The sequence below is a fragment of the Halarchaeum sp. P4 genome (genome assembly GCF_051195175.1).
Taxonomy (GTDB): Archaea; Halobacteriota; Halobacteria; order Halobacteriales; family Halobacteriaceae; genus Halarchaeum.
In genome coordinates, this window is record NZ_JBNTKC010000001.1 from 921,543 (window position 1) to 944,183 (window position 22,641).

Consider the following 22,641-nt stretch of genomic DNA (forward strand, 5'->3'; position numbering starts at 1 on the left):
TACGTCCGCGAGCCGTTAAGTAGTTCGCTATCGTACCAGGTGACGTGACACAACCACTGTCCATCGAGACGGCGGACGGACGGACGACCAGCGACGCGACGGAGGTGGCGGCCTGATGGCGTTCGAGACGCCGCTCGCCGGCGAGTTCTTCCTCGTCGGTCGCGTCCTCTTCGGCCTCGTGCTCGCCTACATGGGCCTCAACCACTTCCAGTCTGCCGACTGGCTCGCGGGCTACGCCGAGTCGAAGGGCGTCCCCGCGCCGAAGGTGGGCGTCCTCGTCTCGGGTGGCCTCCTCGTCCTCGGCGGCCTCGCCGTCGTCGTCGGCGCGTTCCCCGTCCTCGCGTCGGGCGGCCTCGCGCTCTTCCTGCTCGTCTCCGCGGTTACCATCCACGACTTCTGGGCGGCCCCCGAGGACCAACAGCAGGACGAGCAGACCGCGTTCCTGAAGAACGTCGGGCTCGCCGGCGGCGCGCTCGTCCTCCTCTCGCTCGGCGGTGCCGCGTGGCCCTACGCCCTCAACGTCGGGGTGTTCTAGATGAGCGCGGACGACCCGCACGCGGACGCCGAGTTCGCCACCGCGGGCTCCGAGCCCGAGGACGCCGACGTGGGCGCAGTCCTCATCCACGGCCGCGGCGCCACCGCGCAGAGCGTCCTCGGCCTCGCCGACGAGTTCGACCGGGACGACGTCGCCTATCTCGCCCCGCAGGCCGCCAACCGGACGTGGTACCCTCAGTCCTTCATGGCGGCCACCGAGCCGAACCAACCCCACCTTGACTCCGCGCTCGCCGTCGTCGGGCGCGCGATAGAGCGACTCGCTGACGCGGGCATTCCGGCCGAGAACGTCCTCCTGCTCGGCTTCAGCCAGGGCGCGTGTCTCACCAGCGAGTACGCCGCGCGGAACGCCCAGCGCTACGGCGGTCTCGCCGTCCTCTCCGGCGGTCTCATCGGCGAGACGGTCGAGCGCGAGCGCTACGGCGGCGACTTCGAGGACACGCCCGTCCTCCTCGGCTGTAGCGACAGCGACCCCCACATCCCCGAGGAGCGCGTCCACGAGACCCGCGACGTCCTCGCGGACCTCGGCGCGGACGTCGACGAACGCATCTACCCGGACGCCCCGCACGGCATCTTCGAGGACGAAGTCGCGGCCGTGAACGACATCGTCGCCGGCCTCGGCGAGTAGGCCGCCCGCGAGCGAGCCGCCTCGTTTTTACGCTATCACGGGCAACTCGCGTGCATGAGCGACGACGAACCCGCCGAGAACATCTCGGGCGGCGACGACGGCGGCGGTATCCCCGCGGCGTTCGTCCCCGGTGACGGCGACGACGCCCCGCTCGTCGAGCGCGTCGTCGACCGGCTCGGCGAGCGCTACTGGCAGAAGACCTACGGCGGACAGGACGCCTTCGAGTGTCTCGTCCGCACGATTCTCTCGCAGAACACCACCGACACCGCGAGCCAACCCGCCCACGACTCGCTGATGGCGAAGTACGACCACGACGAGGAGACGGACCTCGCGGCGTCGCTCGCGGACGCCCACCAACCCGAGCTCGCCGAGACCATCGCCTCGGCCGGCCTCTACAACCAGAAGTCGAAGACCATCATCCGCCTCGCGAACCGCATCGTCGAGGAGTACGGCGGCGCCGATGGCTTCGACGAGTTCGTCCGCGAGGGCGACTACGACGAGGTCCGCGCCGCCCTCCTCAACATGAAGGGCGTCGGCCCGAAGACCACGGACTGCGTCCTCCTCTTCGCCGGCGGCCGCGACGGCGTCTTCCCGGTCGACACGCACGTCCACCGCATCGCGCGCCGGATGGGGTTCGCGCCCCCGGACGCCGACCACGAGGGGGTCCGGGAGGCCATCGAGTCCGAACTCCCACCCGAGAAGTGTGGCTTCGGCCACACCGCGATGATTCAGTTCGGACGGGACTTCTGTACTGCGCGCAAGCCCGCGTGCCTCGACGACCCCGAAGCCTGCCCGATGACCGACGTCTGCGAGCAGGTCGGCGTCTATCCCGACACCGGGGAGGTCGTCGACCCGAGCGAGACGGTCGAGTAGCGCGGCACAGCGCCGCGCAGGGCGGCGGTCACTCGCGCCTCACTTCGTTCAGCACTCGCCGTGCTCGCCCGGCGCCGCGTTACTCGTCCGCGCCGATTTCCTCCGCGAGCCCGTCGATGACGTGCTCGGCGGACGCGATGTTCGTCGCGAGCGGGATGTCGTGGACGTCGCAGATGCGCAGGAGTGCGGAGATGTCGGGCTCGTGGGGCTGTGCGGTGAGGACGTCGCGTATGAAGATGATGGCCTCACACGTCCCCTCCGCGACCTCAGCGCCGATCATCATGTCGCCCCCGAGCGGCCCCGAGGCCTTCCGTTCGACCTCGAGGTCCGTTTCCTCCATGATGCGCGTGCCGGTGGTGCCGGTGCCGATGAGGTCGAACTGCTGCAGGCGCTCCTCGTGGTTCTGTGCGAACTCGATGAGGTCCGGTTTCTTCTCGTCGTGTGCGATGAGCGCAATACGCATACCGGGAGTCGGGCGAGGAGGGTGAAGAAGGTTCGGAACACGCCACTCGTGCGGCGCCGCCGCTCGGTGACCGAAAGCAGATACCTGCCAGCGGAGTGGCTAACGCATGGTGTCAGAAGGACCGGGTATCGTCACGACCCTCCCGGTCGCCGTGGTCGTCGGCCTCGCCGCGGTTGCCGCGGGGTTCGCGTACGTAATCCGCCGTCTCGCCGCGCGGCACGACTGTCACGTTCTCGGCCGTCGGACTCGCCCTGCTCTTCGGTACCGTTCACGTCCTCGTCTTCGGCGCGGCGGGCGTCTTCCTCGGCGTCACCGGCGGATGACCGGAGGGGCCACTCTACGGGCCACCACTACTGGCCCTCGTGGGCGTCTACGGCGGGCCACTCGCCGCCGGAGCAGCCGTCGTCGGGTGGCTGGTGGCGTCACGCGGGAACGACACCGTCTCGCGGCGGTTCTGGGCACTCGCGAGTGTGACGTTCGCCGTCGCCCACCTGCTGTCGATACCGACGATTTGGGCGCTCTTCGTCCTGCTCGACTAGAGACCGGCCGCGCTTGCGGACCGAGCCACCGGCTAGCGTCCGTCGACCGAGTGATCCGAAGAACCCGGACGGTCGTCGGTTCGCCGAGCGCGGTGCGCTCGGGTCGACCGGCCACCGACGACAGTGAGGACGGTTTTAGTGCAGGTTTTGCAACGTCACGAAGCGACGCGCGGCAAAACGTGCGTTAGAGGAAGCGGAACGTTTCGAGGTTCTTCGGCGCGAACGTCCGCATGTTGTAGTCGTGGTAGAGGGCACTGGAGAGGTCCTGCGTGGAGCGCTCGTCGCCGTGCACGCAGAGCACCTTCTCGGGGCGCGGGTTCATGGTGCGCACGAAGTTCTCGAGACCCTGCCGGTCGGCGTGACCGGAGAAGCCATCGACGGTTTCGACGTCCATGTTGAGTTCGAGGTGCTGAGTTCTTCCTCCAGAGCCGCCGATGGGGATTTCGTCCCAGCCGTTCTGGATGCGCCGGCCGAGGGTACCCTGCGCCTGGTAGCCGACGAAGATCATCTGGTTGTCCTCCTGTGGCCCGAGGTGCTCGAGCCAGGACATGATGGGGCCGCCGGTGACCATCCCGGAGGTGGAGAGGATGATGCACTGCTCGCCGTCGGCGACGTCCTTGCGCTCGTCCTCGCCGCCGTCGATGTGGTTGAACTGGTCGGCGAGGAAGGGGTTCTCGTCCTCGTGGAAGATACGGTCCCGGAGGTCGTCCCGGAGGTACTCGGGGTAGGTGGTGTGGATGGCGGTGGCCTCCCAGATCATGCCATCAAGGTGGATGGGCATGGTGGGAATCTTGTCCTCGCGCATCGCCTCCTCGAGGACGAGCATCAGTTCCTGGGAGCGACCGACGGCGAACGCCGGGATGACGATTTTGCCGCCGCGGTCGTAGGCCTCGTTGATGACCTCGATGAGTTTGCGCTCGGAGTCCTCCTGGTCGGTCTGGTAGTCGTTGCGACCGCCGTAGGTGGACTCGAGGACGAGCGTCTCGACGCGCGGGAAGTCGTTGACGGCGCCGTTGAACAGGCGGGTGTCCTCGTAGTGGATGTCGCCGGAGAAGGCGACGTTGTAGAGGCCGTCGCCGATGTGGAAGTGCGTGACGGCGCTCCCGAGGATGTGGCCCGCGTTGTGGAACGTGAGTTTGACGTCGGGCGCGATGTCCGTCACGTCGCCGTACTCGAGGGTGATGGTGTGCTTGATGGCCTCGCGAACCATCTCGGAGTCGTAGGGCGGCGTGCGGCCCTCCTTCGCGGCGACGTCGAGGTAGTCGAGTGTCAGCAGACCCATCAGGTCGCGCGTCGGCTCCGTGCAGTAGATGGGGCCGTCGTAGCCGTACTTGAAGAGGAGCGGGATGAGCGCGGAGTGGTCGAGGTGGGCGTGCGTGAGGACGACGGCGTCGATGGTGTTCGCGCCGGCGCCGAGCGCTTCCGAGACCTGGAGGTAGGGGACTTCGTCCTCGCTGCCGGGCTTGTCACCGCAGTCGATGAGGATGCGGGTCTCGGGCGTGCTGAGGATGAAGCTCGCGCGCCCGACTTCGCGACAGCAGCCGAGCGTGGTGATGCGGACGTATTCGTCGTCCGACATCTCCTCGCGGTGAATCTGGCGGCCGACCTTCTCGAGGATGTCCCGGCGGTCTTCGCGCTCGGTCTTCAGGAAGTTCCGGACGTTCCGCACGGTGGAGGACTCGATGGGGGGCGTGCGGACGACTTCGGGCGTCCAGCCGGCACGCTGGGTGATTTCGCGGAGCGTCGAGCCGTGGCGGCCGATGACCATCCCGGGCTTCGAGGCCTCGATGACGACTTCGCCGGTGTCCTCGTGGAAGTCGAGGTCGGTGACGCCGGCGTCCTCGGGCACGACGTCCATGATTTCCTCGCGGGCCTCGCGCGGCGGCGAGAGGACGTCGGGGTCGGGCCGGACGGTGATGCGCTTCCGGAGCTTGGAGGCGAGGCGCCGGATGAGGTCACCGTTCTCCGCGAACTTCTTCGGGTCGCGGGTGTAGACGACGAGTTCCGGGCCCTCGTACTTGACCTCCGTAACGGAGATGTCGGGCGGTACTTCGTCTGTAATCGTCTCTTGGAGTTCCTGGAGTTGTTTGTCTACGGAGCTCATAGTGTAGCGTGGCGGGCTTCGTCGGAACCCGGCGCACCGTCGCTGCGGGGCGCTCTGACGGCCGGGCGTCGAATGGTCAGTGACTGGCCGAAGGGTATCATCGTAGTGAAAGCGGACAGTCGTCGGGCGATGCCGGACGACTCCGCGGGGTAGTAGTCGTGGAAAACCCGCTTGCCCAGCACTATACCCGTCCGGTTATAAAAGCTCTTCGCAAGGTAGACAGTCCTCGGACGCACGACACGTCGTATGGACGTGACGCCGGCGACTGTGCGTGCGGAGCACGAACGACTCCTCGACCGGGCGGACGACGTGGCCCCGGTGGTGAACGCGGTGCGCGACGAGCTCGGCACGGCCTTCGACACCGACGTTGCGCGCGTCGATGCCGCGGACTACCGGAACGCCATCGACACGGTCTTCGCGGACGACGACCGCGCGGTGAACGTCGCGGGGCTCTCGATGCTGTTGCGCGACCTCGACGTCGAGGGGGACTACCCGGGGTTCGTCGTGGACGAACTGCTCGGCCGAGAACTCGCGGCCATGCTGGCGGGCGAACAGCCTCTGCGACTGCTCGCGGAGGCGACGTTCCACTACGCGGACGTGGCGGTCGTCGACGACACCGAGGGCGCCGCAGGTCTCGACGACCTAGACGCGGCGCTGGCGGCGGGCGTCCAGACGCGACTCCCGGGGTGGGAGTGGCGTGAGCGACCGAACCCCTTCGAGGGGAGCCGAAAATAGGCCGAGCGCGAAAGGGTCAGTCCCCGATGCTCAACTCGGAGTCCTCGGGCTCCGGGGGCTCCTCGTCGGCTCGGAGCGTGCGATAGACCTCGCGTTCGCGACGCTGCTGGCGCTTGCCCATACCCTTCCGCTCGCGACCGCGTTTCGTATCTCCCATTACACTGTGGTATGGGTACCCATGGCACTTAAGCCTGTCTTCCACGTATAGGCTTTCCGTTTGTGGCAGAATCTCTGCGTCCCTTCAGGAGATTTAAGGCCGCTGTCGGCCTCGTTCGGGGCATGAGCGAGGACCAGGAGCTCGGCATCACCGAGCAGAAGGAGTACAACCCCGGCGAGTGGTATGCTGAGGTCGTCGAGAAGGCCGAACTCGCGAGCTACGGGCCCGACGGGATGGGTGGGTTCATCGTCACGCGCCCGCGCGGCTACAGCCTCTGGGAGAGCGTGCAGGACAACCTCGACGCGTGGTTCAAGGAGACCGGCGTCGACAACGCCTACTTCCCGCTGTTCATCCCGGAGAGCTACCTCGAGCGCGAGAAGGACATCGTCGAGGGCTTCGACCCCGAGGTCGCGTGGGTGACCCAGGGCGGCCACGACGAACTCGAGGAGCGCCTCGCCGTCCGCCCCACCTCCGAGTCCATCATCGCGCCCTACATGGCGCAGTGGGTGCGCTCGCACCGCGACCTGCCGCTCCGGCTCAACCAGTGGTGTAGCGTCGTCCGCTGGGAGGCCACCGACACGAAGCCGTTCTTCCGCACGAAGGAGTTCCTCTGGCAGGAGGGCCACACCGCCCACGAGACCGAGGACGAGGCGTGGGAGGAGACCCTCACCCGCCTCGACCAGTACCAGCGTCTCTACGAGGAGGTCTTCGCGATGCCCGTGATGCGCGGCGCCAAGCCCGACCACGACAAGTTCCCGGGCGCGGACACGACGACGACCGTCGAGGCGCTGATGCCGGACGGCAAGTCCGTGCAGGGCGGGACCTCCCACTACCTCGGCCAGTCGTTCGCGGAGGCGTTCGACCTCACCTTCTCGGACGTCGACGAGAACGACCGCGTCGCGCACACGACGTCGTGGGGGCTCTCGTGGCGTGCACTCGGCGCGCTCATCATGACGCACTCCGACGATCAGGGGCTCGTCCTGCCGCCCACCGTCGCGCCCGAGCAGGTCGTCATCGTCCCCATCTGGCAGGAGGAGACGAAGGAGGACGTCCTCCAGTACTCCGCGGAGATCGCCGCCGAGCTCGAGGAGGCGGGCGTTCGCGTCCATCTCGACGACCGGGACGAGCGCAACCCCGGCTTCAAGTACAACGAGTGGGAGCTGAAGGGCGTCCCGCTGCGCCTCGAAATCGGCCCGAACGAGGTCGAGGACGAGGAGATCACCGCCGTCCACCGCCCGGACGGCGAGCAGGAGACGACGGCGCGCGAGACACTCGTCGAGGACGTCGAGGACCACCTCGACGAGGTGTTCGCGAAGCTCTACGCGGCCGCCGAGGAGACCCTCGAGGAGAACGTCCGGGAGGCGGACAGCCCCGAGGAAATCATGGGCACCATCGGCCAGCACGGCGGCTACGTCCGGACGCCGTGGTGTGGCGACGAGGCCTGTGAGGAAGCCATCAAGGAGAAGGTCCATGCGGAAATCGTCGCAGTGCCGCTCGACGAGGGCGACGCCGAGGGCGAGCACCGCGAGAACGCCCACCGCGCGGAACCCATCCACGAGGAGGGCGACGAGTGTACGGTCTGTGGCGACCCCGCCGTCGAGACGGCGTACTTCGCCCAGTCCTACTAGAGAAGCGTTAACACACTCTTTTCCCGCCGTTCTCCCGTCGTCAGCGATAGCTGAACGCTCGCGTCCACGGGAGTGACGTCTGCGTGTTCATATTCCCTTATACTCACTAAGGATGTGGTTATATGACCTAAGAGTTTGATAGAAGGTGTTTTATGCGCCGACGTGTGCCCTTCAGTCACAATGACTGAGCACGACGCACGGAGCGGCGGCCGGCGCCTCGCGGACCCGGCCGAGGCACGCTCGAACTGCGGCGTCGGGGTCGTAATGGACCTCGACGGCCGCGGCGGCCACGACGTCGTGGCCGACGGCCTCGAACTCCTCGCGAACCTCGAACACCGAGGGACGACTGGTGCGGAAAAGAAGACCGGCGACGGCGCGGGTATCCTCCTGCAGACCCCTCGCGACTTCTTCGACGAGCAACTCGACCTCCCTGACACCTACGCCGTCGGGTCGCTCTTCCTCCCGCAGGACGCCGACGAGCGTGCGGACGCCAAGGAGACAGTCGCGGACACTCTCGCCGAGCACGACCTCGACGTCGTCGCGTGGCGCGACGTCCCCACGGACAACTCCGACCTCGGACAGACCGCGCTCGACTCCGAACCGCACGTCGCGCAGGTCTTCGTCTCCCCCGACGAGCCCATCAGCGACGACGAATTCGACCGCGCGCTCTACGTCGGGCGACGCGCCGTCGAGAAGGCCGTCGACCACGAGCGGTTCTACGTCTGCTCGCTCGACCGCCAGACCCTCGTCTACAAGGGCCTCCTGAAGGGCGACCAGGTCGAGGACTACTACCTCGACCTGCAGGACGAGCGCCTCGCCTCCACCTTCGTCCTCGTCCACGCGCGCTTCTCCACGAACACCCTCGGCGCGTGGCACCTCGCACACCCCTACCGGAACATCGTCCACAACGGCGAGTTCAACACCATCAAGGGCAACGTCAACTGGATGCGCGCCCGGGAGGCGGACCTCGAGAGCGAGCGCTTCACCGAGGAGGAGCTCGACACGATTCGGCCGGTCATCCCCGACCCCGACCAGTCGGACACCGCGAGCGTCGACAACGCCCTTGAGCTCCTGATGCAGGGCGGTCGGGACCTCCCGCACGCCCTCCGGATGCTCATCCCGGAGGCCTGGGAGGGCGACGACGCGATGTCCGAGGCCCGCAAGGACTGGTACGACTACCACGCCTCCCTCGTCGAACCGTGGGACGGCCCCGCCCTCGTCGTCGGCACCGACGGCGACCGCGTCGGTGCCGCCCTCGACCGGAACGGCCTCCGGCCGTGCCGCTACGAGGTCACCACGGACAACACCCTCGTCATGGGCAGCGAGGCCGGCGCGCTCGAGACCGACGCGGAGAACGTCGCGAAGCGCGGTCGCCTCCAGCCCGGCCAGCTCTTCCTGGCCGACCCCGAGGAGGGCCGCGTCATCCCCGACGAGGAGGTCTTCGACGACCTCACCGACGAGAAGTACGGGGAGTGGGTCGAGGAGGAACAGACCCGCTACCAGGGCCACGCTGCCGACCCGCTCCCGACCGGCGACGGCGACTCGCTGCGCGCGCGCCAGGCCGCGTTCGGCTACACCCACGACGACCTGAACGACGTCCTCGAGCCAATGGTCGAGTCCGGGAAGGACCCGGTCGGCTCCATGGGTGACGACACGCCGCTCGCGGTGCTCTCGAAGTTCAACCTGCCACTGTTCAGCTACTTCCGGCAGATGTTCGCGCAGGTGACGAACCCGCCGATCGACTACATCCGCGAGGACGTCGTCACCAGCCTCCAGACCCGACTCGGGCGCGAGCACAACCTCCTCGACGAGACGCCCGAGCACGCCGACCAGGTCGTCCTCGACTCGCCGGTCCTCACGGACAACGACCTCGGGCGCGTCCGCGACGCGGACGTCCCGGACGTCACCATCGACATCACCTACGACCCCGAGGAGGACCTCGAGGACGCCGTCGAGCGCGTGCGCGCCGACGCCGAGGCCGCCATCCGCGACGGCGCGGAAATCCTCGTACTCTCCGACCGCGAGGTCGGCCCGGACCGTCTCGCGGTGCCGAGCCTGCTCGCGACGAGCGCCGTCCACCATCACCTCGTCCACGAGGGGCTGCGCACGCGTGCCGGCCTCGTCGTCGAGTCCGGCGACCCCCGCACCGTCCACCAGCTCTCGACGCTCGTCGGCTACGGCGCCGGCGCGGTCAACCCCTACCTCGGCATCGAGTCCGTCACGGACCTCGTCGCCGGCCCGGACGGCATGGACGACGCCGAGGCCGTCGAGACGTACGTCGACGCCCTCGAGCAGGGCCTGCTGAAGGTCATGTCCAAGATGGGCATCTCCACAGTGGAGTCCTACCGTGGCGCGCAGATCTTCGAGGCGGTCGGCCTCGACACCGACCTCGTGGACGAGTACTTCACGGGGACGACGAACAAGACGAGCGGCATCGGCCTCGAGGAAATCGAGGAGGACCTCCGCGAGCGCCACGCGCAGGGCTTCGGCGACGAGGAACCCGAACTCGACCGACAGGGCGAGTTCACGAACACCTCGGAGGGTCGCTTCCACCAGTGGAACCCGCAGACAGTCAACGCCCTGCAGTCGGCGGTCCGCTCGGGCGAGTACGAGCAATTCGGCGAGTTCTCCGAGCTCATCGACGACCAGACGAAGCAGCTCCAGACGCTGCGCGGCCTCATCGACATCGAGACGGAGGGGCGTGAGTCCGTCCCGCTCGAGGAGGTCGAGCCGGTCGAGGACATCGTCGAGCGGTTCTCGACGGCCGCGATGAGTCTCGGGAGTCTCTCGCCGGAGGCCCACGAGAACAACGCGGAGGCGATGAACTCCATCGGCGCGAAGGCGAACACCGGCGAGGGCGGCGAACCGCCCGAGCGCTTCGACACGGAGAAGGAGTGTCGCATCAAGCAGGTCGCGTCCGGGCGCTTCGGCGTCACCTCCGAGTACCTCTCGGCGGCCGACGACCTCCAGATCAAGATGGCGCAGGGCTCCAAGCCCGGCGAGGGCGGCCACCTTCCCGGCTCGAAGGTGAACGAGATGATCGCGGGCGTCCGGTGCTCGACGCCGGGCGTCGGCCTCATCAGCCCGCCGCCGCAGCACGACATCTACTCCATCGAGGACCTCAAGCAGCTCATCTACGACCTGCGCTCGGGCAACCCGGACGCGCGGGTCCACGTGAAGCTCGTCTCCGAGGCGGGCATCGGCACCATCGCGGCCGGCGTCGCGAAGGCGAAGGCGGACTGCATCCACATCTCCGGGCACTCCGGCGGGACGGGTGCGTCCCCGAAGACCTCCATCAAGCACGCCGGCCTCCCGTGGGAACTCGGCCTCGCAGAGGCGAACCAGCTCCTCCGCGAGACCGGCCTTCGCTCCCGCGTCACGCTCCGCGTCGACGGCGGCCTGAAGACGGGTCGTGACGTCGCCGTCGGCGCGCTCCTCGGCGCCGAGGAGTTCGCGTTCGGGACGGCGAGCCTCGTCACCTCCGGCTGTGTGATGGCGCGCCAGTGCCACGCGAACACCTGTCCCGTGGGCGTGGCGACACAAGCCGAGAAGCTCCGCGAGCGCTTCCCCGGCCAGCCCGAGCACGTCGTGAACTTCATGACGTTCATCGCGATGGAGCTCCGGGAGATCATGGCGGAACTCGGCTTCACGGAGCTGGACGAGATGGTCGGGCGCACCGACCTGCTCGGCCAGCGCGAGGTCGACCACCCGAAGGCGCGCAACGTCAACCTCGATCGCGTCATCGCGGACCCGGTGCCGAACGACGACCGCTACCGGACGCGCGAGCAGGAGACCGAGCACGACGAGCACTTCGACTGGGACGTCCTCGAGGAGATCGAGGACGCCATCGAGGCCGGCGAGCAGGTCGACCTCGAGACGGACGTGACGAACGTCGACCGCGCGGTCGGCGGCGTCCTCTCGAACGCCGTCTCGAACGCCCACGGCGGCGACGGCCTGCCGGACGACACGGTGTCGCTCGACCTTGAGGGCACCGCCGGCCAGTCCTTCGGCGCGTGGCTCGCCTCCGGCGTCTCGCTGAACCTCACCGGCGCGGCGAACGACTACGTCGGGAAGGGCCTCTCGGGCGGGAAGATCGTCGTGAACACGCCGAACGACGCGCCGTTCGACCCGTCGGCGAACACCCTCATCGGGAACGTCGCGCTCTACGGTGCGACGGACGGCGAACTCTACGTGAACGGCGTCGCCGGCGAGCGCTTCGGCGTCCGGAACTCGGGCGCGAAGGCGGTCGTCGAGGGCGTCGGCGACCACGGCTGTGAGTACATGACCGGCGGCGTCGTCGCGGTGCTCGGCGAGGTGGGGCGGAACTTCGCGGCCGGGATGAGCGGTGGCGTCGCGTACGTCTACGACCCGGACGACGAACTCGCCGAGAAGGCGAACACCGGCATGGTGACCCTCGAGTCCGAGCTGACCGAGCAGGACGAGGCGATGCTCCGCCGGCTCGTTACGAACCACGAGACCTACACGGATTCGACGCGCGCGGAGGAGCTCCTCGAGACGTGGGCGTCCGCGCGTGAGGACTTCGTGAAGGTGATGCCCGAGGCCTACGCAGAGGCCATCAAGGAGCGTCCGGAGAACGACGCGCGAAAGTCCCTGCCGGCGCCCGCCACCCGCGAGGCGGAGGCGGAGGCGGACGCCCGCGCGGACTGACGGACTAAAGCGCGCGCTTTCGTCCACCGAATCCCTTTTTGAGTGCGCCGCGTCCCCACACGTATGCAGCAGACGCGGCGCCAATTTCTCGCGACGCTCGGCCTGAGTAGTGCGGCCGCGCTCGCCGGCTGTACGAGGCAGTCGGGCGCGCCCGCCCCCGAGACGTCACCGCAGACGACCACGACCACCACGACGACGCCGGCGTTCTCGGGGTGTCCGTCGCTCCGTGAGCACGCGGACGAGACGGTGTGCGCGGCGACGGCGGCCGACGACTCGCCGGTCGTCCTCCGACCGTCGGCGACCGAGCTCTCCGGGTCCGGCACGCTTCAGTTCACGCTACGCAACGGACGCGAGACGAGCATCGGGTTGAACCCTTACGACTGGGCAGTCCACCGCAAGACGGAGTCCGGGTGGGCGAAGGTCGCGCCGGACATGGTGATTCAGCCGTGGCACGAGATTCCGCCCGGCGAGGCGCAGTCGTGGGTGCTCCGAGTTGGTGAACGGGCGGAAACCACGACGACGAACGACAGCACGACGGCGTCGAACACGACTACGACGACGTCGAACACCACCACGGCGACCGCGTCGAAGGACCCAATCGAGTGTGGCCCGCTCCCACTCACACCGGGGACCTACGCGTTCAGCGTCGTCGCCGCTGAATCTGGGACGCGGACGGCGTACGTCGCGCGCTTTCGCGTGGCGTGAGCACCGCCGGGTTCGCCATCTCTTTCGGGACGTGGTGAGTGCCCCCGCGTATGAAGGAAGCGCTCGTCATCGGCGGCACGCGGTTCATCGGCCGGCACACGGTCGAGGAACTGCTCGCACACGACTACCGGGTGACGGTGTTCAACCGCGGGGAACACGAGAACCCGTTCGCGGACGACGGCGACGTCCACCACTACGAGGGCGACCGGACGAACGACCGCGAACTCCTCACGGCGAAACGCGAGGTCGAGCCCGAGATCGTCATCGACTGCGTCGCCTATCAGCCGCGGGACGTGCGGAAGGCGACGGAGATTTTCGCGGACGTCGACGCCTACGTTTACGTCTCCTCGGGGGCGTCCTACGCCGTCGACGACATCCCGAAGCGCGAGGGCGTCACGCCCCTCCGGAAGTGCTCGGCCGACCAGGCGGTGGACGACTCGCGGGAGACCTACGGCAACCGGAAGGCGGAGGGCGACCGGGCGGTGTTCCGGGCGGCCGAGCGCGGCGCGCCCGCGATGGCGGTCCGCCCCACGGTCGTCTACGGCCCCCACGACTACTCCGAGCGCCTCGACTACTGGCTCCACCGCGTCCACGAGTACGACGAGGTGGTGGTGCCGGGCGACGGGACGAACGTCTGGCAGCGCGCCTACGTCGAGGACGTCGCCTCCGCGCTCAGAATCGTCGCCGAGGAGGGGACGCCCGGCGAGGCGTACAACGTCGGCGACCAGAACGCGCTCACCCTCGAGGACACGGTGCGACTGGCGGCCGAGAAGTTGGAGACGGACGTCGAGCTCGTGCACGCGAGCGACCGCGAGCTCTCGACGGCCGGCCTCTCGCTCGGGTCGTTCCCGCTCTACCGGCCGTCGCCCCACCTGCTCGATACGCACAAACTCGAAGCGCTCGGCTGGGAGTCAACGCCCGTCGAGGAGGCGATGGCGCGAACGGTACGGGAACACCTCGATGCCGACCGGACGGGTCGCTCGGAAGGGCCGAGCAGGGAAGACGAGGAGACGGTCATCGGCATCCTCGACACGATATAGCTACCGCGTCGACTCGCGGGCGAGCGTGAGGATGTCGGCGACGGTGACGCCGACGACCGCGGCGCCGACGAGGAGCGCGAGAACGGCCGTGACGAGGTAGACGAGGTCGTAGCCGGACGAGCGGAGCCACTGTTGGACGACGATGGCGTACGCGAGCACCGCGACGGCGGCGTACGGCCGCAGGCGGCGCAGCGTCCCCGACAGCCCCTCGGAACCGAACAGGCCCCTCAGCCTGTCGCGGTCCCCGGAACGCGCTTGCATACGACTAGTGCAGTGCGGCCGACTGGAAAGTATTTGGGGCCGGACACGTCGCGGAGGACAACCGCTTTGTCGCCCGACGCCGACACGCCGATATGTTCACGAAAACGTCCTGGATCAAGCTCCCGCGGAACGTCGTCGTCGGTCACGACGTCCTCGGGGACGTCCAGGCAGTGGTCGCGGACACCCATCTCCGCGGGCGGCCGCTGGTCGTCACGAGTCCGACGCCGCGCGAGGTGGCCGCGGACGACATCGTCGCACAGTACGAGGCGGCGGGCGTCGAGCCCGCGCTCGAGGTCGTCGACGCCGCGAGCTTCGACGCCGTGGAAACGGTCATCGACGCCGCGGAGGCCGCCGACGCCGCCTACCTCGTCGGCGTCGGGGGCGGGAAGGCCATCGACATCGCGAAGATGGCGAGCGACCACTGCGACCTCGGCTTCGTCTCGGTGCCGACGGCGGCGAGCCACGACGGCATCGTCTCCGGCCGAGGCTCCGTCCCGGAGGGCGACACCCGCCACAGCGTCGCCGCCGACCCGCCGGTCGCCGTCATCGCGGACACCGCCGTGCTCGCGGAGGCGCCGTGGGAGCTCACGACGGCGGGCTGTGCGGACATCATCTCGAACTACACCGCCGTGAAGGACTGGCGGCTCGCCAACCGGCTGAAGAACGTCGAGTACAGCGAGTACGCGGCGGCGCTCTCCGAGATGACCGCCGAACTCCTCGTCGAGCGGGCGGACAGCATCCGTCCGGGCCTCGAGGAGTCCGCGTGGGTGGTCGTGAAGGCGCTCGTCTCCTCGGGCGTCGCGATGAGCATCGCGGGCTCCTCGCGGCCCGCGTCGGGCGCGGAGCACCTCATCAGCCACCAGCTCGACCGCATCGCGCCCGGCAAGGCACTCCACGGCCACCAGGTCGGTGTCGCCGCCATCGTCACCGAATACCTCCACAGCGGCGAGCGCGGCGACTGGGAGGCCGTCCGGGACGCGCTCGCGCAACTCGACGCGCCGACGACCGCCGACGATCTCGGCGTCACGGACGAGGAACTCCTGGAGGCGCTCACGACCGCCCACGAGATTCGCGACCGCTACACCATCCTCGGGAACGGCCTCAGCGAGGAGGCCGCGGTCGAAGCCGTGACGAAGACCGGCGTGCTGTAGCGCGACAGCGACGAAGAGGCCGCCGTCTCAGACGTGCTCGTCGAGGAACTCGACGGTCGTGCGATACGCCTCGATGCGGTTCTCGAGCTTGGAGAAGCCGTGCCCCTCGTCCTCGAAGATGAGTTTCTCGACGGGGACGTGTTTCGCGGCCTCCTCGGCGATCTGCTCGGCTTCGCCGACGGGGACACGCGGGTCGTTCGCGCCGTGCAGCACGAGCAGCGGGGCCTCGATGCGCTCGATGTTGTTGATGGGCGAAATCGATTCGAGGAACTCCCGGTCCGCCTCGAGGCTGCCGTACTCGGCCTCGCGGTGTTCGCGGCGCCAGTCGCCGGTGTTCTCGAGGAAAGTGACGAAGTTCGCGATGCCGACGACGTCGACGCCGGCCGCCCAGCGCTCGGGGTACTCGGTGAGTGCGGCGAGCACCATGAAGCCCCCATAGGACCCCCCGTAGGCGACGACGCGGTCGGGGTCGACGTCGTCGCGGGCGGTGAGCCACTCGACCCCGGCGTCGATGTCCGCGACGGAGTCCATGCGCTTCTCGACGTTGTCGAGGTTCATGTAGCGCTTCCCGTAGCCCGAGGAGCCACGGACGTTCGGCTCGAAGACGGCGTAGCCGTTGTCCACGAAGTACTGGCGCAAGGCGAGGAAGTAGGGGCGACGCTGTGACTCGGGGCCGCCGTGGATGTCGACGATGACCGGGTGGGGGCCCTCGCCCTCCGGGAGCGTGAGGAACGCCGGGATTTCGAGGTCGTCGAAGCTCTCGTAGTGGACGAGGTCGGGTTCGCGGAACGTCTCCGTCGGGATGCCGGCGGTGGAGGCGTCCGTCCAGCGCTCGCTCGCGCCGCTCTCGAGGTCGAAGACGTGGACGTTCGTGTTCTCGGTGGGGCTGGAGACGGCGGCGGCGACGCGCTCGCCGTCGGGGCCGAAGGAGAACCCCATCACGACGCCCTCGGGGAGGTCGGGGCTGGCGAGTTCGGTCCGATCGCCATCATCGTCGAGTTCGTAGAGCGTGAGGTCGCTGTAGCCCTCGACGTTCCGAATCACCGCCATCGTCCGCGAATCGACGTCGACGGCGACCGAGGAGACGTTCCATTCGCCGCCCCCCTCGACGACCGAGAGCGCGCCGCTCTCGGGGTCGAGTTCACAGAGCGCGAGCGTGTCGCGCCCGTAGTCCGTCGTCACGTAGAGCGTCTCGCCATCGGGCCCCCACGCGACCGAGCCGTAGCGCACCTCGCCCTCGTGGCCGGCGGTAAGGTGGGTCACCTCGGCGGACGCGAGGTCACAGACGTAGAGGTCGTGGTCGCGATTCGAGTGCATCTCGTGGAAGACGAGGCGGTCGTCGGCGGGACTCCAGCCGGCGACCGAGAGCCAGTCCTTGCCCTGCCCGTCGAAGACGAGCTCGGCCTCCTCGTCCGTCTCGTCGCGCGCCTGCACGTAGCCGTCGAAGTTCGCCTCCGTGCGGCGGTTCGCGGTGTACGCGAAGTGCTCGCCGTCGTGGCTCCACCCGCCCCACTGGTGGATGCTCTCCGGGTCGTCCGTGAGCACGACCTCCTCGCTCCCGTCGCCCGAGAGGCGAAAGAGCTGCGTCTTCTCGTTGCCGCCCGTGTCCATCCCGAAGACGAGTTCGTCGCGCGTTGGCGAGTAGGAAGCGAAGCCAATCGACTCCTCGTGGAAGGAGAGTTGCTCCGGCCACGCCTGCGGGTCGTCGAGCCGCCAGACCTGCTGGACGCCCGTCATGTCCATCGAGAACGCGAGCTGGCCGTCCGGGCCGAAGGAGGGCGCGCCGGCGCTCCGGATGTTCAGGTATCGCTCGATGTCGTACGCCATACGCAGAGGTGCTCCGGGCGCCCCGAAAGGTCTTCGGGCGCCGTGGCGCGACCCGGCCGACGGAAGGGAATACTTTTGCCGGCGTCACACCGACGCGAAACCATGCGTGTGGCGCTCGTCACGGCCCGAACCGTCCACCACGCGGACCCCAGCGCGGCCGCCGACCGCCTCGACACACTCCGCGCTCTCCTCGCTGGTCGCGGCCACGACGTGACGGTCTTCTGTGGACAGTGGTGGGAGGGCGAGCACGACGCCTTCGACCACGATGGCGTCACCTATCGCGCCGTCGGGCTGACGCCCGCGGACCGCTGGGCGCCACTCCGTCTCGTCCCGGCGCTCCGCGCGTTCGACCCCGACGTCGTCCACGTCGCCGCCAGTCGCCCGGGGTTCGTCTTCGCCGCCCGGGCCGCGACGCCGCTCGGCGCGCCCGTCGTCACCGAGTACTACGACCCGCCGCCCGCGGGCGCGCTGCACCGGTGGGCGGCGAACGCGAGCGACGCCGTCGTCGTCCCCTCGGAGTTCGTCGCGACCGCCGCACAGGAAGTCGGCTTCCCGAGTGAGTCGCTGCGCCAGTTCCCGAACGCCGTCGAGATGGAGCGCGTGCGCGCCGTCGAGGCCGATCCGGACGCGGGCGACGTCGTCTACTCGGGGACGCTCGACGAGGAGGCGAACCTCGAGTCGCTGTTGCTCGCGCTCGCGGAGTTCCGTTCCTACGACTGGTCGGCCACCGTCGTCGGCGACGGCCCCGAGCGCGCGGGCTACGAGCGCCAGGCCCGCGACATGGGCATCGCCGACCGTATCGACTTCGTCGGTGAGCAGGACCTCGAGTCCCGCCTCGCGCTCTTCAAGGGGGCGCACGTCTACGCCCAGACCGCCTACCGGAGTTCGTTCCCCACCGACCTGCTGCGCGCGCTCGCCTGTGGCTGCGTCGGCGTTGTCGAGTACCACGCGAACTCCGCGGCGCACGAGCTCGTCGCGGGCTGCTCCCGGGGCTTCCTCGCGACCAGCGACGAGGAGCTCGTCGACTGCCTGCGCGACGCCACCGACGTTGACCACGAAGATGTCGATGAGCGCTTCGCGACGTACGACGAGACGGCGTTCCTCGAACGCTACCTCGAGCTCTACCGCGAGCTCGGCGCCGTCTGAGCGCGACGAAGAAGGACGGACGCGAGTTCAGGCCCGGACGCGAACGAAGAGGAACTCGCCGCCGCCGTGTTCGTCCGGGACGCGGGTCTCCTCCTCGACGGTGAAACCGGCGTCGCGCAGGTTTCCGAGCGTCTCCTCGGCGGACGGGAAACTCCAGTGCATCTCGACGCCGCTCCCCAGCCAGTTCGGCGTGCCGCCCTCGTAGGCGTCCGTGCCCGTCGTGACGAGCGCGGGTGCACCGTCGGCGAGCACGCGGTTGAACTCCCGGTAGACCGACGCGTGGGCCTGCCGGGGGACGTGGATGATGGAGTGGAGGGCGACGAGGCCGTCGAAGGCCCCGTCGCGGAACGGGAGCGCGCTCATGTCGCCCTGCACGAGGCCGGCGGTCGGCGAGCGCTCGTGGGCGTGCTGGAGTTGCTCGTGCGAGAGGTCGAGACCGACGACGTCGAACGCGAGGTCAAACCGCGAGAGGACGGGGACGCCGGAGCCACAGCCGGCGTCGAGGACACGCGCGCCGTCCGGAAGGTCACGCGCGAGCGCGTCTACCTCGTCGATGCCGGGTTCGCCGACGGCGGTCCGGGCTTCGCGGTGGACGCGCGCCAGTTCGTCGTAGCCCTCCCGGACCGCGCGGAGGTAGGAGACGCGGCCGTCGGCCTCCGGGAAGTCGTCGTTCTCACTCATCGCTCTCACCCCCCGTGTCGGGACGCATGCCCCGACGCGTCGCCTCGACGGCGCGCACGGCGGCGACGTTCTCCGCGACGTCGTGGACGCGGACGATGTCCGCGCCGCGCTCGGCGGCGATGGTCGTGCCCGCGACGGTGGCGTAGCCACCCTCGTCCGGATAGCGGTCGATGCGGCCGAACATCGACTTGTGCGAGTGGCCGATGAGGACGGGACAGCCGAGCGCGTGGAACTCGTCCGTCCGGTCGAGAATCTCGAAGTTCTCCCCGACGGACTTCCCGAAGCCGATGCCGGGGTCGACGATGATTTGCTCGCGTGACAACCCGGCTTTCTCCGCGAGGAGCACGCGCTCGCGCAACTCGTCGATGACGTCCTCGACGACGTCGTCGTAGTGGACGTCGGTCCCGGGGTCGACGGGCGCGTTCAGCGAGTGCATCACGACGAGCGGCGCATCGTACTCGGCGGCGACGAAGCGCATCTCGGGGTCCTCGAGGCCGGTCACGTCGTTCAGGATGTCCGCGCCCGCCTCGAGGGCGGCGCGCCCGACCTCGGCCTTCATCGTGTCTACGCTGATGAGGCAGTCGAGGTCCGCGATGCGCTCGATGACGGGGACGACGCGGGCTTTCTCCTCGGCGGCCGGCACGGGGTCGGCGCCGGGTCGGGTGGACTCGCCGCCGATGTCGATGACGTCCGCGCCGTTGGCCACCATCTCCTCGGCGCGCGCGACGGCGTCCTCGACGGCCTCGTACTCGCCGCCGTCGTGGAACGAGTCCGGCGTGACGTTCAGGATGCCCATTACGGCCGTCGAGTCGCCCGCCCACGGGTAGTCCGGTTCTGCCGACGGCGTCTCGATGTCGAGCGCCTCGCGGAGTTCGTCCGCGTAGACGGAGAGCCCGTAGGGCTGGCCCTCCAGTTTCCCGCAGAGGCGCTTGAACTGCGCGAGCGTCCCCATCATGACGACGTCGAGCATCCCGCGCGGCTGGTCGTTCAATCCCGAAATCGCACACTCGCCCCCGAGGCTCAACAGCTCCTCCTTCAGGTACTGCGCTTGGCGTTTCTGGACGCGTGAGCGTACGACGCGGTGGACGCCCTTCGCGCGCATCCGCCACGCGCCCGCCGGCGTGACGTGCGCCCGCTTGAGGTGCTCGCGAGACTCATCGAGCGACCGGGCGCGCTTCTCGACGGTGGTGCGCGTCCAGCGCTGGCGGGCCTCCGCGACGGTGAACAGCGACCCCGTGACGAGCACGGCGTCGCCTGCCTCGGCGTCCTCGACGGCGCGCTCGACGGCGGCTTCGACGGAACTCATCGCGGTCACGGTGCGCGCGTCCGTCTCGCGGAACGCGACGGCGAGCGCCTCCTGGTCCTCCGCACGCCCCGAGTCCGGCCGGCACGTCCGGACGGTGTCGGGCGTCGGGAGCGCCGCGGCCATCCCGCCGTGGTCCTTGTCGTGCATCGCACCGACGACGAGGTGCAGGTCGTCGTAGTCGAACTCGCCGAGCGTCTCGGCGAGCGCCTCGCACGCGCCTGGATTGTGCGCGCCGTCGAGCACCACCATCGGCTCCTCGCCCATCACCTCGAAGCGCCCCGGCCAGTGGGCCTTCCGCAGGCCGCGCGCGAGCGTCGCGTCGTCGATATCGGTCAGTTGCCGGACGAGCGTCGCCGCGATGCCCGCGTTCGACGCCTGATGCTCGCCGAGGAGCGGAATCCGGGCGTCCAGCGTCCCGGCGTCGTCCGTGATGGCGACGGCCGCTTCGGCCGGCGAGACGGCACCCTCGTAGGTCGTGCGGACGTCGCAGTCGTCCTCGGGGCCGACGGTGACGATATCGCCCGCCACGTCGCGCACCGCCTCGCGCGCCGCGCCCGTCGTCCCCGTCACCAGCGGGGCGTCCGCGGGCGCGACGTGCGCCTTGTCCGTCGCGATTTCCTCGACGGTGTCGCCGATGATGCCGGTGTGTTCGAGCGTCACGCTCGTCACGCACGCCGCCGCGGGGTCGACGACGCTCGTCGCGTCGTACTTCCCGCCGATGCCGACTTCAAGGACGGCGACGTCGACGTCCGCCCGGCCGAACTGCCAGAGCGCCAGTCCCGTTATCGTCTCGAAGAACGTCGGGGACTCGCCCTCGGCGGCGCGCTCCGTGACGTAGTCGTCGATGGCCTCGACGTACTCACAGACGGCGGCCTCCGGAATCTTGCGGCCGTTCACGCGGACGCGCTCGCGCAGGTCGTCGAAGTGCGGCGACGTGTAGAGTCCGACGTCGAAACCGGCCTCGCGGAGCGCGGACTCGACCATCCGGGCGGTGCTCCCCTTCCCGTTCGACCCCGCTATCTGGACGTACGTCGGGCCCTCGTGGGGGTCATCGAGGGCCGAGAGGAGTTCCGCGACTCCCTCGGTGCCGGCCCGCGGGCGGAACCGTCTGAGGTCGAGGAGGAAGTTCGCGGCCTCGTCGTAGCGCATATACCAATACCTCCGTTCCGGCGGGCAAAGGCGTGTCGGATGCCGCGGCGCCCGTCACACCGCCTCCGGGCGCCGGACGTCCGGGCGACGGAAGAGGAGGAGCGCGAGGGCGACGTAGGGGAGCATCCCCAGCAGGCCGACCGGGAGCGGGCCGAACAGGAGGTCGGGGTCGCCGGCGACGAAGACGAGGCCGAGCCCCGCCGAGGCGTTGATGGCACCGTGGCCGACGCTCGGCGCCCAGACGCTCTCCGTGCGGAACCAGAGCCACGCGAGGAACGCGCCGGCCGCGACGGTGAAGACGCAGAAGACGAGGAAGCCGGTGACCGGGAATCCCGGGTAGGTGAAGCCATACTCGTAGCCCATCGCGATGAGAGGCCAGTGCCAGACGCCCCAGACGAGGCCGTGGACGAGGACGGCCTCGCGGACGCCGAGCGCTTCGAGTTCCGGCAGGAGGAACGCCCGCCAGCCGTACTCCTCGCCGAACGCCGGAATCGCGTTCAGGAGCGGCGCGACGGTGACGGCAACCACCGTCTGTACGAGCAGCGCAGTCATCGGGTCCACGCCCGACCCGGCGAGCGCGCCGCGCAGCGCCTCCAGCGACGGGTCGAACCGCCCGGGGAAGACGGCGAAGTAGCACGCGGCACCGGCGATGGTGAGGACGACAGGGAGGAGCCACGCGACGGCGTACGTCCAGAGGTGCGCGCGGACCTTCGGCCGGATCCCCGTCCCGCCGAACCCCTCGCCCTCAACGAGGCGGACCGCGACGTGCCCGATAGACGGCCCGAACATGTACGCGGTCGGCAGGAGGACGGTTGCGACGGTGAGGCCGCCGACGAGTCGCTGGCTGTCCGTGAGCCCGCCCGTGGCGTAGATGGCGAGCGCCGTGAGCCACGAGACGCCGAAGGCGACGAGCAGATAGAGTCCGACTCGCCGCCGGTCGATTCCGTTCGACGACATGTGGGGGCGTTCGCTCGGCCGGCCCGTAGCTGTTGCCCCGTCCTGCACGCCAACGCCTATGGACGGCCGGC

19 protein-coding genes are annotated in these 22,641 nt (G+C 69.2%); 11 read left to right on the forward strand and 8 right to left on the reverse strand.

Annotated elements, in window-relative coordinates; all coding sequences use genetic code 11:
• Positions 1–115 precede the first annotated feature (115 nt).
• The 3 genes from ACQUS8_RS04970 to ACQUS8_RS04980 are packed head-to-tail and all read left to right on the forward strand — an operon-like array spanning position 116 to position 2,053.
• Complete coding sequence (locus ACQUS8_RS04970) at positions 116–535, forward strand: DoxX family membrane protein (protein ID WP_435097804.1); 420 nt, start codon at positions 116–118, stop codon at positions 533–535.
• Complete coding sequence (locus ACQUS8_RS04975; RefSeq protein WP_435097807.1) at positions 536–1,180, forward strand: alpha/beta hydrolase; 645 nt, start codon at positions 536–538, stop codon at positions 1,178–1,180.
• Between the two features lie 54 nt (positions 1,181–1,234).
• Positions 1,235–2,053: an endonuclease III domain-containing protein gene (locus ACQUS8_RS04980; RefSeq protein WP_435097810.1), complete on the forward strand. Its 819-nt coding sequence runs from the start codon at positions 1,235–1,237 to the stop codon at positions 2,051–2,053.
• A gap of 79 nt (positions 2,054–2,132) precedes the next feature.
• On the opposite strand, the gene ACQUS8_RS04985 is transcribed toward ACQUS8_RS04980, so the two are convergent.
• Positions 2,133–2,516, reverse strand: coding sequence for a methylglyoxal synthase (locus ACQUS8_RS04985; protein ID WP_435097813.1), 384 nt, complete (start codon positions 2,514–2,516; stop codon positions 2,133–2,135).
• Between the two features lie 362 nt (positions 2,517–2,878).
• Here ACQUS8_RS04985 and ACQUS8_RS04990 point away from each other — a divergent pair, with 362 nt between their 5' ends.
• Entirely contained in the window at positions 2,879–3,055 is a 177-nt protein-coding gene (locus tag ACQUS8_RS04990; RefSeq protein WP_435097816.1) for a hypothetical protein, read from the forward strand.
• A gap of 184 nt (positions 3,056–3,239) precedes the next feature.
• Here the strand turns inward: ACQUS8_RS04990 and ACQUS8_RS04995 are convergent, their stop codons facing one another.
• Entirely contained in the window at positions 3,240–5,159 is a 1,920-nt protein-coding gene (locus ACQUS8_RS04995) for a beta-CASP ribonuclease aCPSF1 (protein WP_435097819.1), read from the reverse strand.
• A gap of 246 nt (positions 5,160–5,405) precedes the next feature.
• Here ACQUS8_RS04995 and ACQUS8_RS05000 point away from each other — a divergent pair, with 246 nt between their 5' ends.
• Positions 5,406–5,894 (forward strand): hypothetical protein, encoded by a 489-nt coding sequence (locus ACQUS8_RS05000; protein ID WP_435097822.1) that lies wholly within the window; start codon positions 5,406–5,408, stop codon positions 5,892–5,894.
• A 16-nt stretch (positions 5,895–5,910) separates the two neighbouring features.
• On the opposite strand, the gene ACQUS8_RS05005 is transcribed toward ACQUS8_RS05000, so the two are convergent.
• On the reverse strand, positions 5,911–6,051 hold the full coding sequence (locus ACQUS8_RS05005) for a hypothetical protein (RefSeq protein ID WP_435097825.1): 141 nt from the start codon (positions 6,049–6,051) through the stop codon (positions 5,911–5,913).
• Positions 6,052–6,173: 122 nt separating this feature from the next.
• On the opposite strand from ACQUS8_RS05005, the gene proS reads away from it, so the two are divergent.
• The 4 genes from proS (at position 6,174) to ACQUS8_RS05025 (ending at position 14,092) form a co-directional block, all read left to right on the forward strand.
• Positions 6,174–7,679, forward strand: coding sequence for a proline--tRNA ligase (gene proS, locus ACQUS8_RS05010; protein ID WP_435097828.1), 1,506 nt, complete (start codon positions 6,174–6,176; stop codon positions 7,677–7,679).
• 180 nt (positions 7,680–7,859) lie between these two features.
• Positions 7,860–12,347: a glutamate synthase large subunit gene (gltB, locus tag ACQUS8_RS05015; RefSeq protein WP_435097831.1), complete on the forward strand. Its 4,488-nt coding sequence runs from the start codon at positions 7,860–7,862 to the stop codon at positions 12,345–12,347.
• A 63-nt stretch (positions 12,348–12,410) separates the two neighbouring features.
• Complete coding sequence (locus tag ACQUS8_RS05020; RefSeq protein WP_435097834.1) at positions 12,411–13,052, forward strand: hypothetical protein; 642 nt, start codon at positions 12,411–12,413, stop codon at positions 13,050–13,052.
• A gap of 50 nt (positions 13,053–13,102) precedes the next feature.
• Positions 13,103–14,092 carry an NAD-dependent epimerase/dehydratase family protein gene (locus tag ACQUS8_RS05025; RefSeq protein WP_435097837.1) on the forward strand — a complete coding sequence of 330 codons (990 nt, stop codon included), beginning with the start codon at positions 13,103–13,105 and terminating at the stop codon, positions 14,090–14,092.
• Here the strand turns inward: ACQUS8_RS05025 and ACQUS8_RS05030 are convergent, their stop codons facing one another.
• Positions 14,093–14,353 carry a hypothetical protein gene (locus tag ACQUS8_RS05030; RefSeq protein ID WP_435097840.1) on the reverse strand — a complete coding sequence of 87 codons (261 nt, stop codon included), beginning with the start codon at positions 14,351–14,353 and terminating at the stop codon, positions 14,093–14,095. It abuts the gene before it with no gap.
• Between the two features lie 92 nt (positions 14,354–14,445).
• Between ACQUS8_RS05030 and ACQUS8_RS05035 the strand changes: the two genes are divergently transcribed.
• Positions 14,446–15,504 carry an NAD(P)-dependent glycerol-1-phosphate dehydrogenase gene (locus ACQUS8_RS05035; protein ID WP_435097843.1) on the forward strand — a complete coding sequence of 353 codons (1,059 nt, stop codon included), beginning with the start codon at positions 14,446–14,448 and terminating at the stop codon, positions 15,502–15,504.
• Between the two features lie 27 nt (positions 15,505–15,531).
• Here the strand turns inward: ACQUS8_RS05035 and ACQUS8_RS05040 are convergent, their stop codons facing one another.
• On the reverse strand, positions 15,532–17,331 hold the full coding sequence (locus ACQUS8_RS05040; protein WP_435097846.1) for a S9 family peptidase: 1,800 nt from the start codon (positions 17,329–17,331) through the stop codon (positions 15,532–15,534).
• 102 nt (positions 17,332–17,433) lie between these two features.
• Here ACQUS8_RS05040 and ACQUS8_RS05045 point away from each other — a divergent pair, with 102 nt between their 5' ends.
• Complete coding sequence (locus tag ACQUS8_RS05045) at positions 17,434–18,477, forward strand: glycosyltransferase (RefSeq protein WP_435097849.1); 1,044 nt, start codon at positions 17,434–17,436, stop codon at positions 18,475–18,477.
• 27 nt (positions 18,478–18,504) lie between these two features.
• On the opposite strand, the gene ACQUS8_RS05050 is transcribed toward ACQUS8_RS05045, so the two are convergent.
• Genes ACQUS8_RS05050 through ACQUS8_RS05060 form a run of 3 tightly spaced genes read right to left on the reverse strand, consistent with a single transcriptional unit; the run spans position 18,505 to position 22,570 of the window.
• Positions 18,505–19,158 carry a class I SAM-dependent methyltransferase gene (locus ACQUS8_RS05050; RefSeq protein WP_435097852.1) on the reverse strand — a complete coding sequence of 218 codons (654 nt, stop codon included), beginning with the start codon at positions 19,156–19,158 and terminating at the stop codon, positions 18,505–18,507.
• Positions 19,151–21,613: a dihydropteroate synthase gene (gene folP / locus ACQUS8_RS05055; RefSeq protein ID WP_435097855.1), complete on the reverse strand. Its 2,463-nt coding sequence runs from the start codon at positions 21,611–21,613 to the stop codon at positions 19,151–19,153. Before folP ends, ACQUS8_RS05050 begins: the two co-directional genes overlap by 8 nt.
• A 54-nt stretch (positions 21,614–21,667) precedes the next feature.
• Positions 21,668–22,570: a CPBP family intramembrane glutamic endopeptidase gene (locus tag ACQUS8_RS05060; RefSeq protein WP_435097858.1), complete on the reverse strand. Its 903-nt coding sequence runs from the start codon at positions 22,568–22,570 to the stop codon at positions 21,668–21,670.
• Positions 22,571–22,641 lie beyond the last annotated feature (71 nt).

Excerpts from the sequence above, each read along its gene's own strand:
- ACQUS8_RS05025 (WP_435097837.1), top strand. The coding sequence starts at position 13,103 with ATGAAGGAAGCGCTCGTCATCGGCGGCACGCGGTTCATCGGCCGGCAC.
- folP (WP_435097855.1), bottom strand. The coding sequence starts at position 21,613 with ATGCGCTACGACGAGGCCGCGAACTTCCTCCTCGACCTCAGACGGTTC.
- ACQUS8_RS04985 (WP_435097813.1), bottom strand. The coding sequence starts at position 2,516 with ATGCGTATTGCGCTCATCGCACACGACGAGAAGAAACCGGACCTCATC.
- ACQUS8_RS05050 (WP_435097852.1), bottom strand. The coding sequence starts at position 19,158 with ATGAGTGAGAACGACGACTTCCCGGAGGCCGACGGCCGCGTCTCCTAC.
- ACQUS8_RS04975 (WP_435097807.1), top strand. The coding sequence starts at position 536 with ATGAGCGCGGACGACCCGCACGCGGACGCCGAGTTCGCCACCGCGGGC.
- ACQUS8_RS05030 (WP_435097840.1), bottom strand. The coding sequence starts at position 14,353 with ATGCAAGCGCGTTCCGGGGACCGCGACAGGCTGAGGGGCCTGTTCGGT.
- ACQUS8_RS05040 (WP_435097846.1), bottom strand. The coding sequence starts at position 17,331 with ATGGCGTACGACATCGAGCGATACCTGAACATCCGGAGCGCCGGCGCG.
- ACQUS8_RS04980 (WP_435097810.1), top strand. The coding sequence starts at position 1,235 with ATGAGCGACGACGAACCCGCCGAGAACATCTCGGGCGGCGACGACGGC.
- ACQUS8_RS05005 (WP_435097825.1), bottom strand. The coding sequence starts at position 6,051 with ATGGGAGATACGAAACGCGGTCGCGAGCGGAAGGGTATGGGCAAGCGC.
- ACQUS8_RS04995 (WP_435097819.1), bottom strand. The coding sequence starts at position 5,159 with ATGAGCTCCGTAGACAAACAACTCCAGGAACTCCAAGAGACGATTACA.
- gltB (WP_435097831.1), top strand. The coding sequence starts at position 7,860 with ATGACTGAGCACGACGCACGGAGCGGCGGCCGGCGCCTCGCGGACCCG.
- ACQUS8_RS05060 (WP_435097858.1), bottom strand. The coding sequence starts at position 22,570 with ATGTCGTCGAACGGAATCGACCGGCGGCGAGTCGGACTCTATCTGCTC.
- ACQUS8_RS05045 (WP_435097849.1), top strand. The coding sequence starts at position 17,434 with ATGCGTGTGGCGCTCGTCACGGCCCGAACCGTCCACCACGCGGACCCC.
- ACQUS8_RS04970 (WP_435097804.1), top strand. The coding sequence starts at position 116 with ATGGCGTTCGAGACGCCGCTCGCCGGCGAGTTCTTCCTCGTCGGTCGC.
- ACQUS8_RS05020 (WP_435097834.1), top strand. The coding sequence starts at position 12,411 with ATGCAGCAGACGCGGCGCCAATTTCTCGCGACGCTCGGCCTGAGTAGT.
- proS (WP_435097828.1), top strand. The coding sequence starts at position 6,174 with ATGAGCGAGGACCAGGAGCTCGGCATCACCGAGCAGAAGGAGTACAAC.
- ACQUS8_RS05035 (WP_435097843.1), top strand. The coding sequence starts at position 14,446 with ATGTTCACGAAAACGTCCTGGATCAAGCTCCCGCGGAACGTCGTCGTC.
- ACQUS8_RS05000 (WP_435097822.1), top strand. The coding sequence starts at position 5,406 with ATGGACGTGACGCCGGCGACTGTGCGTGCGGAGCACGAACGACTCCTC.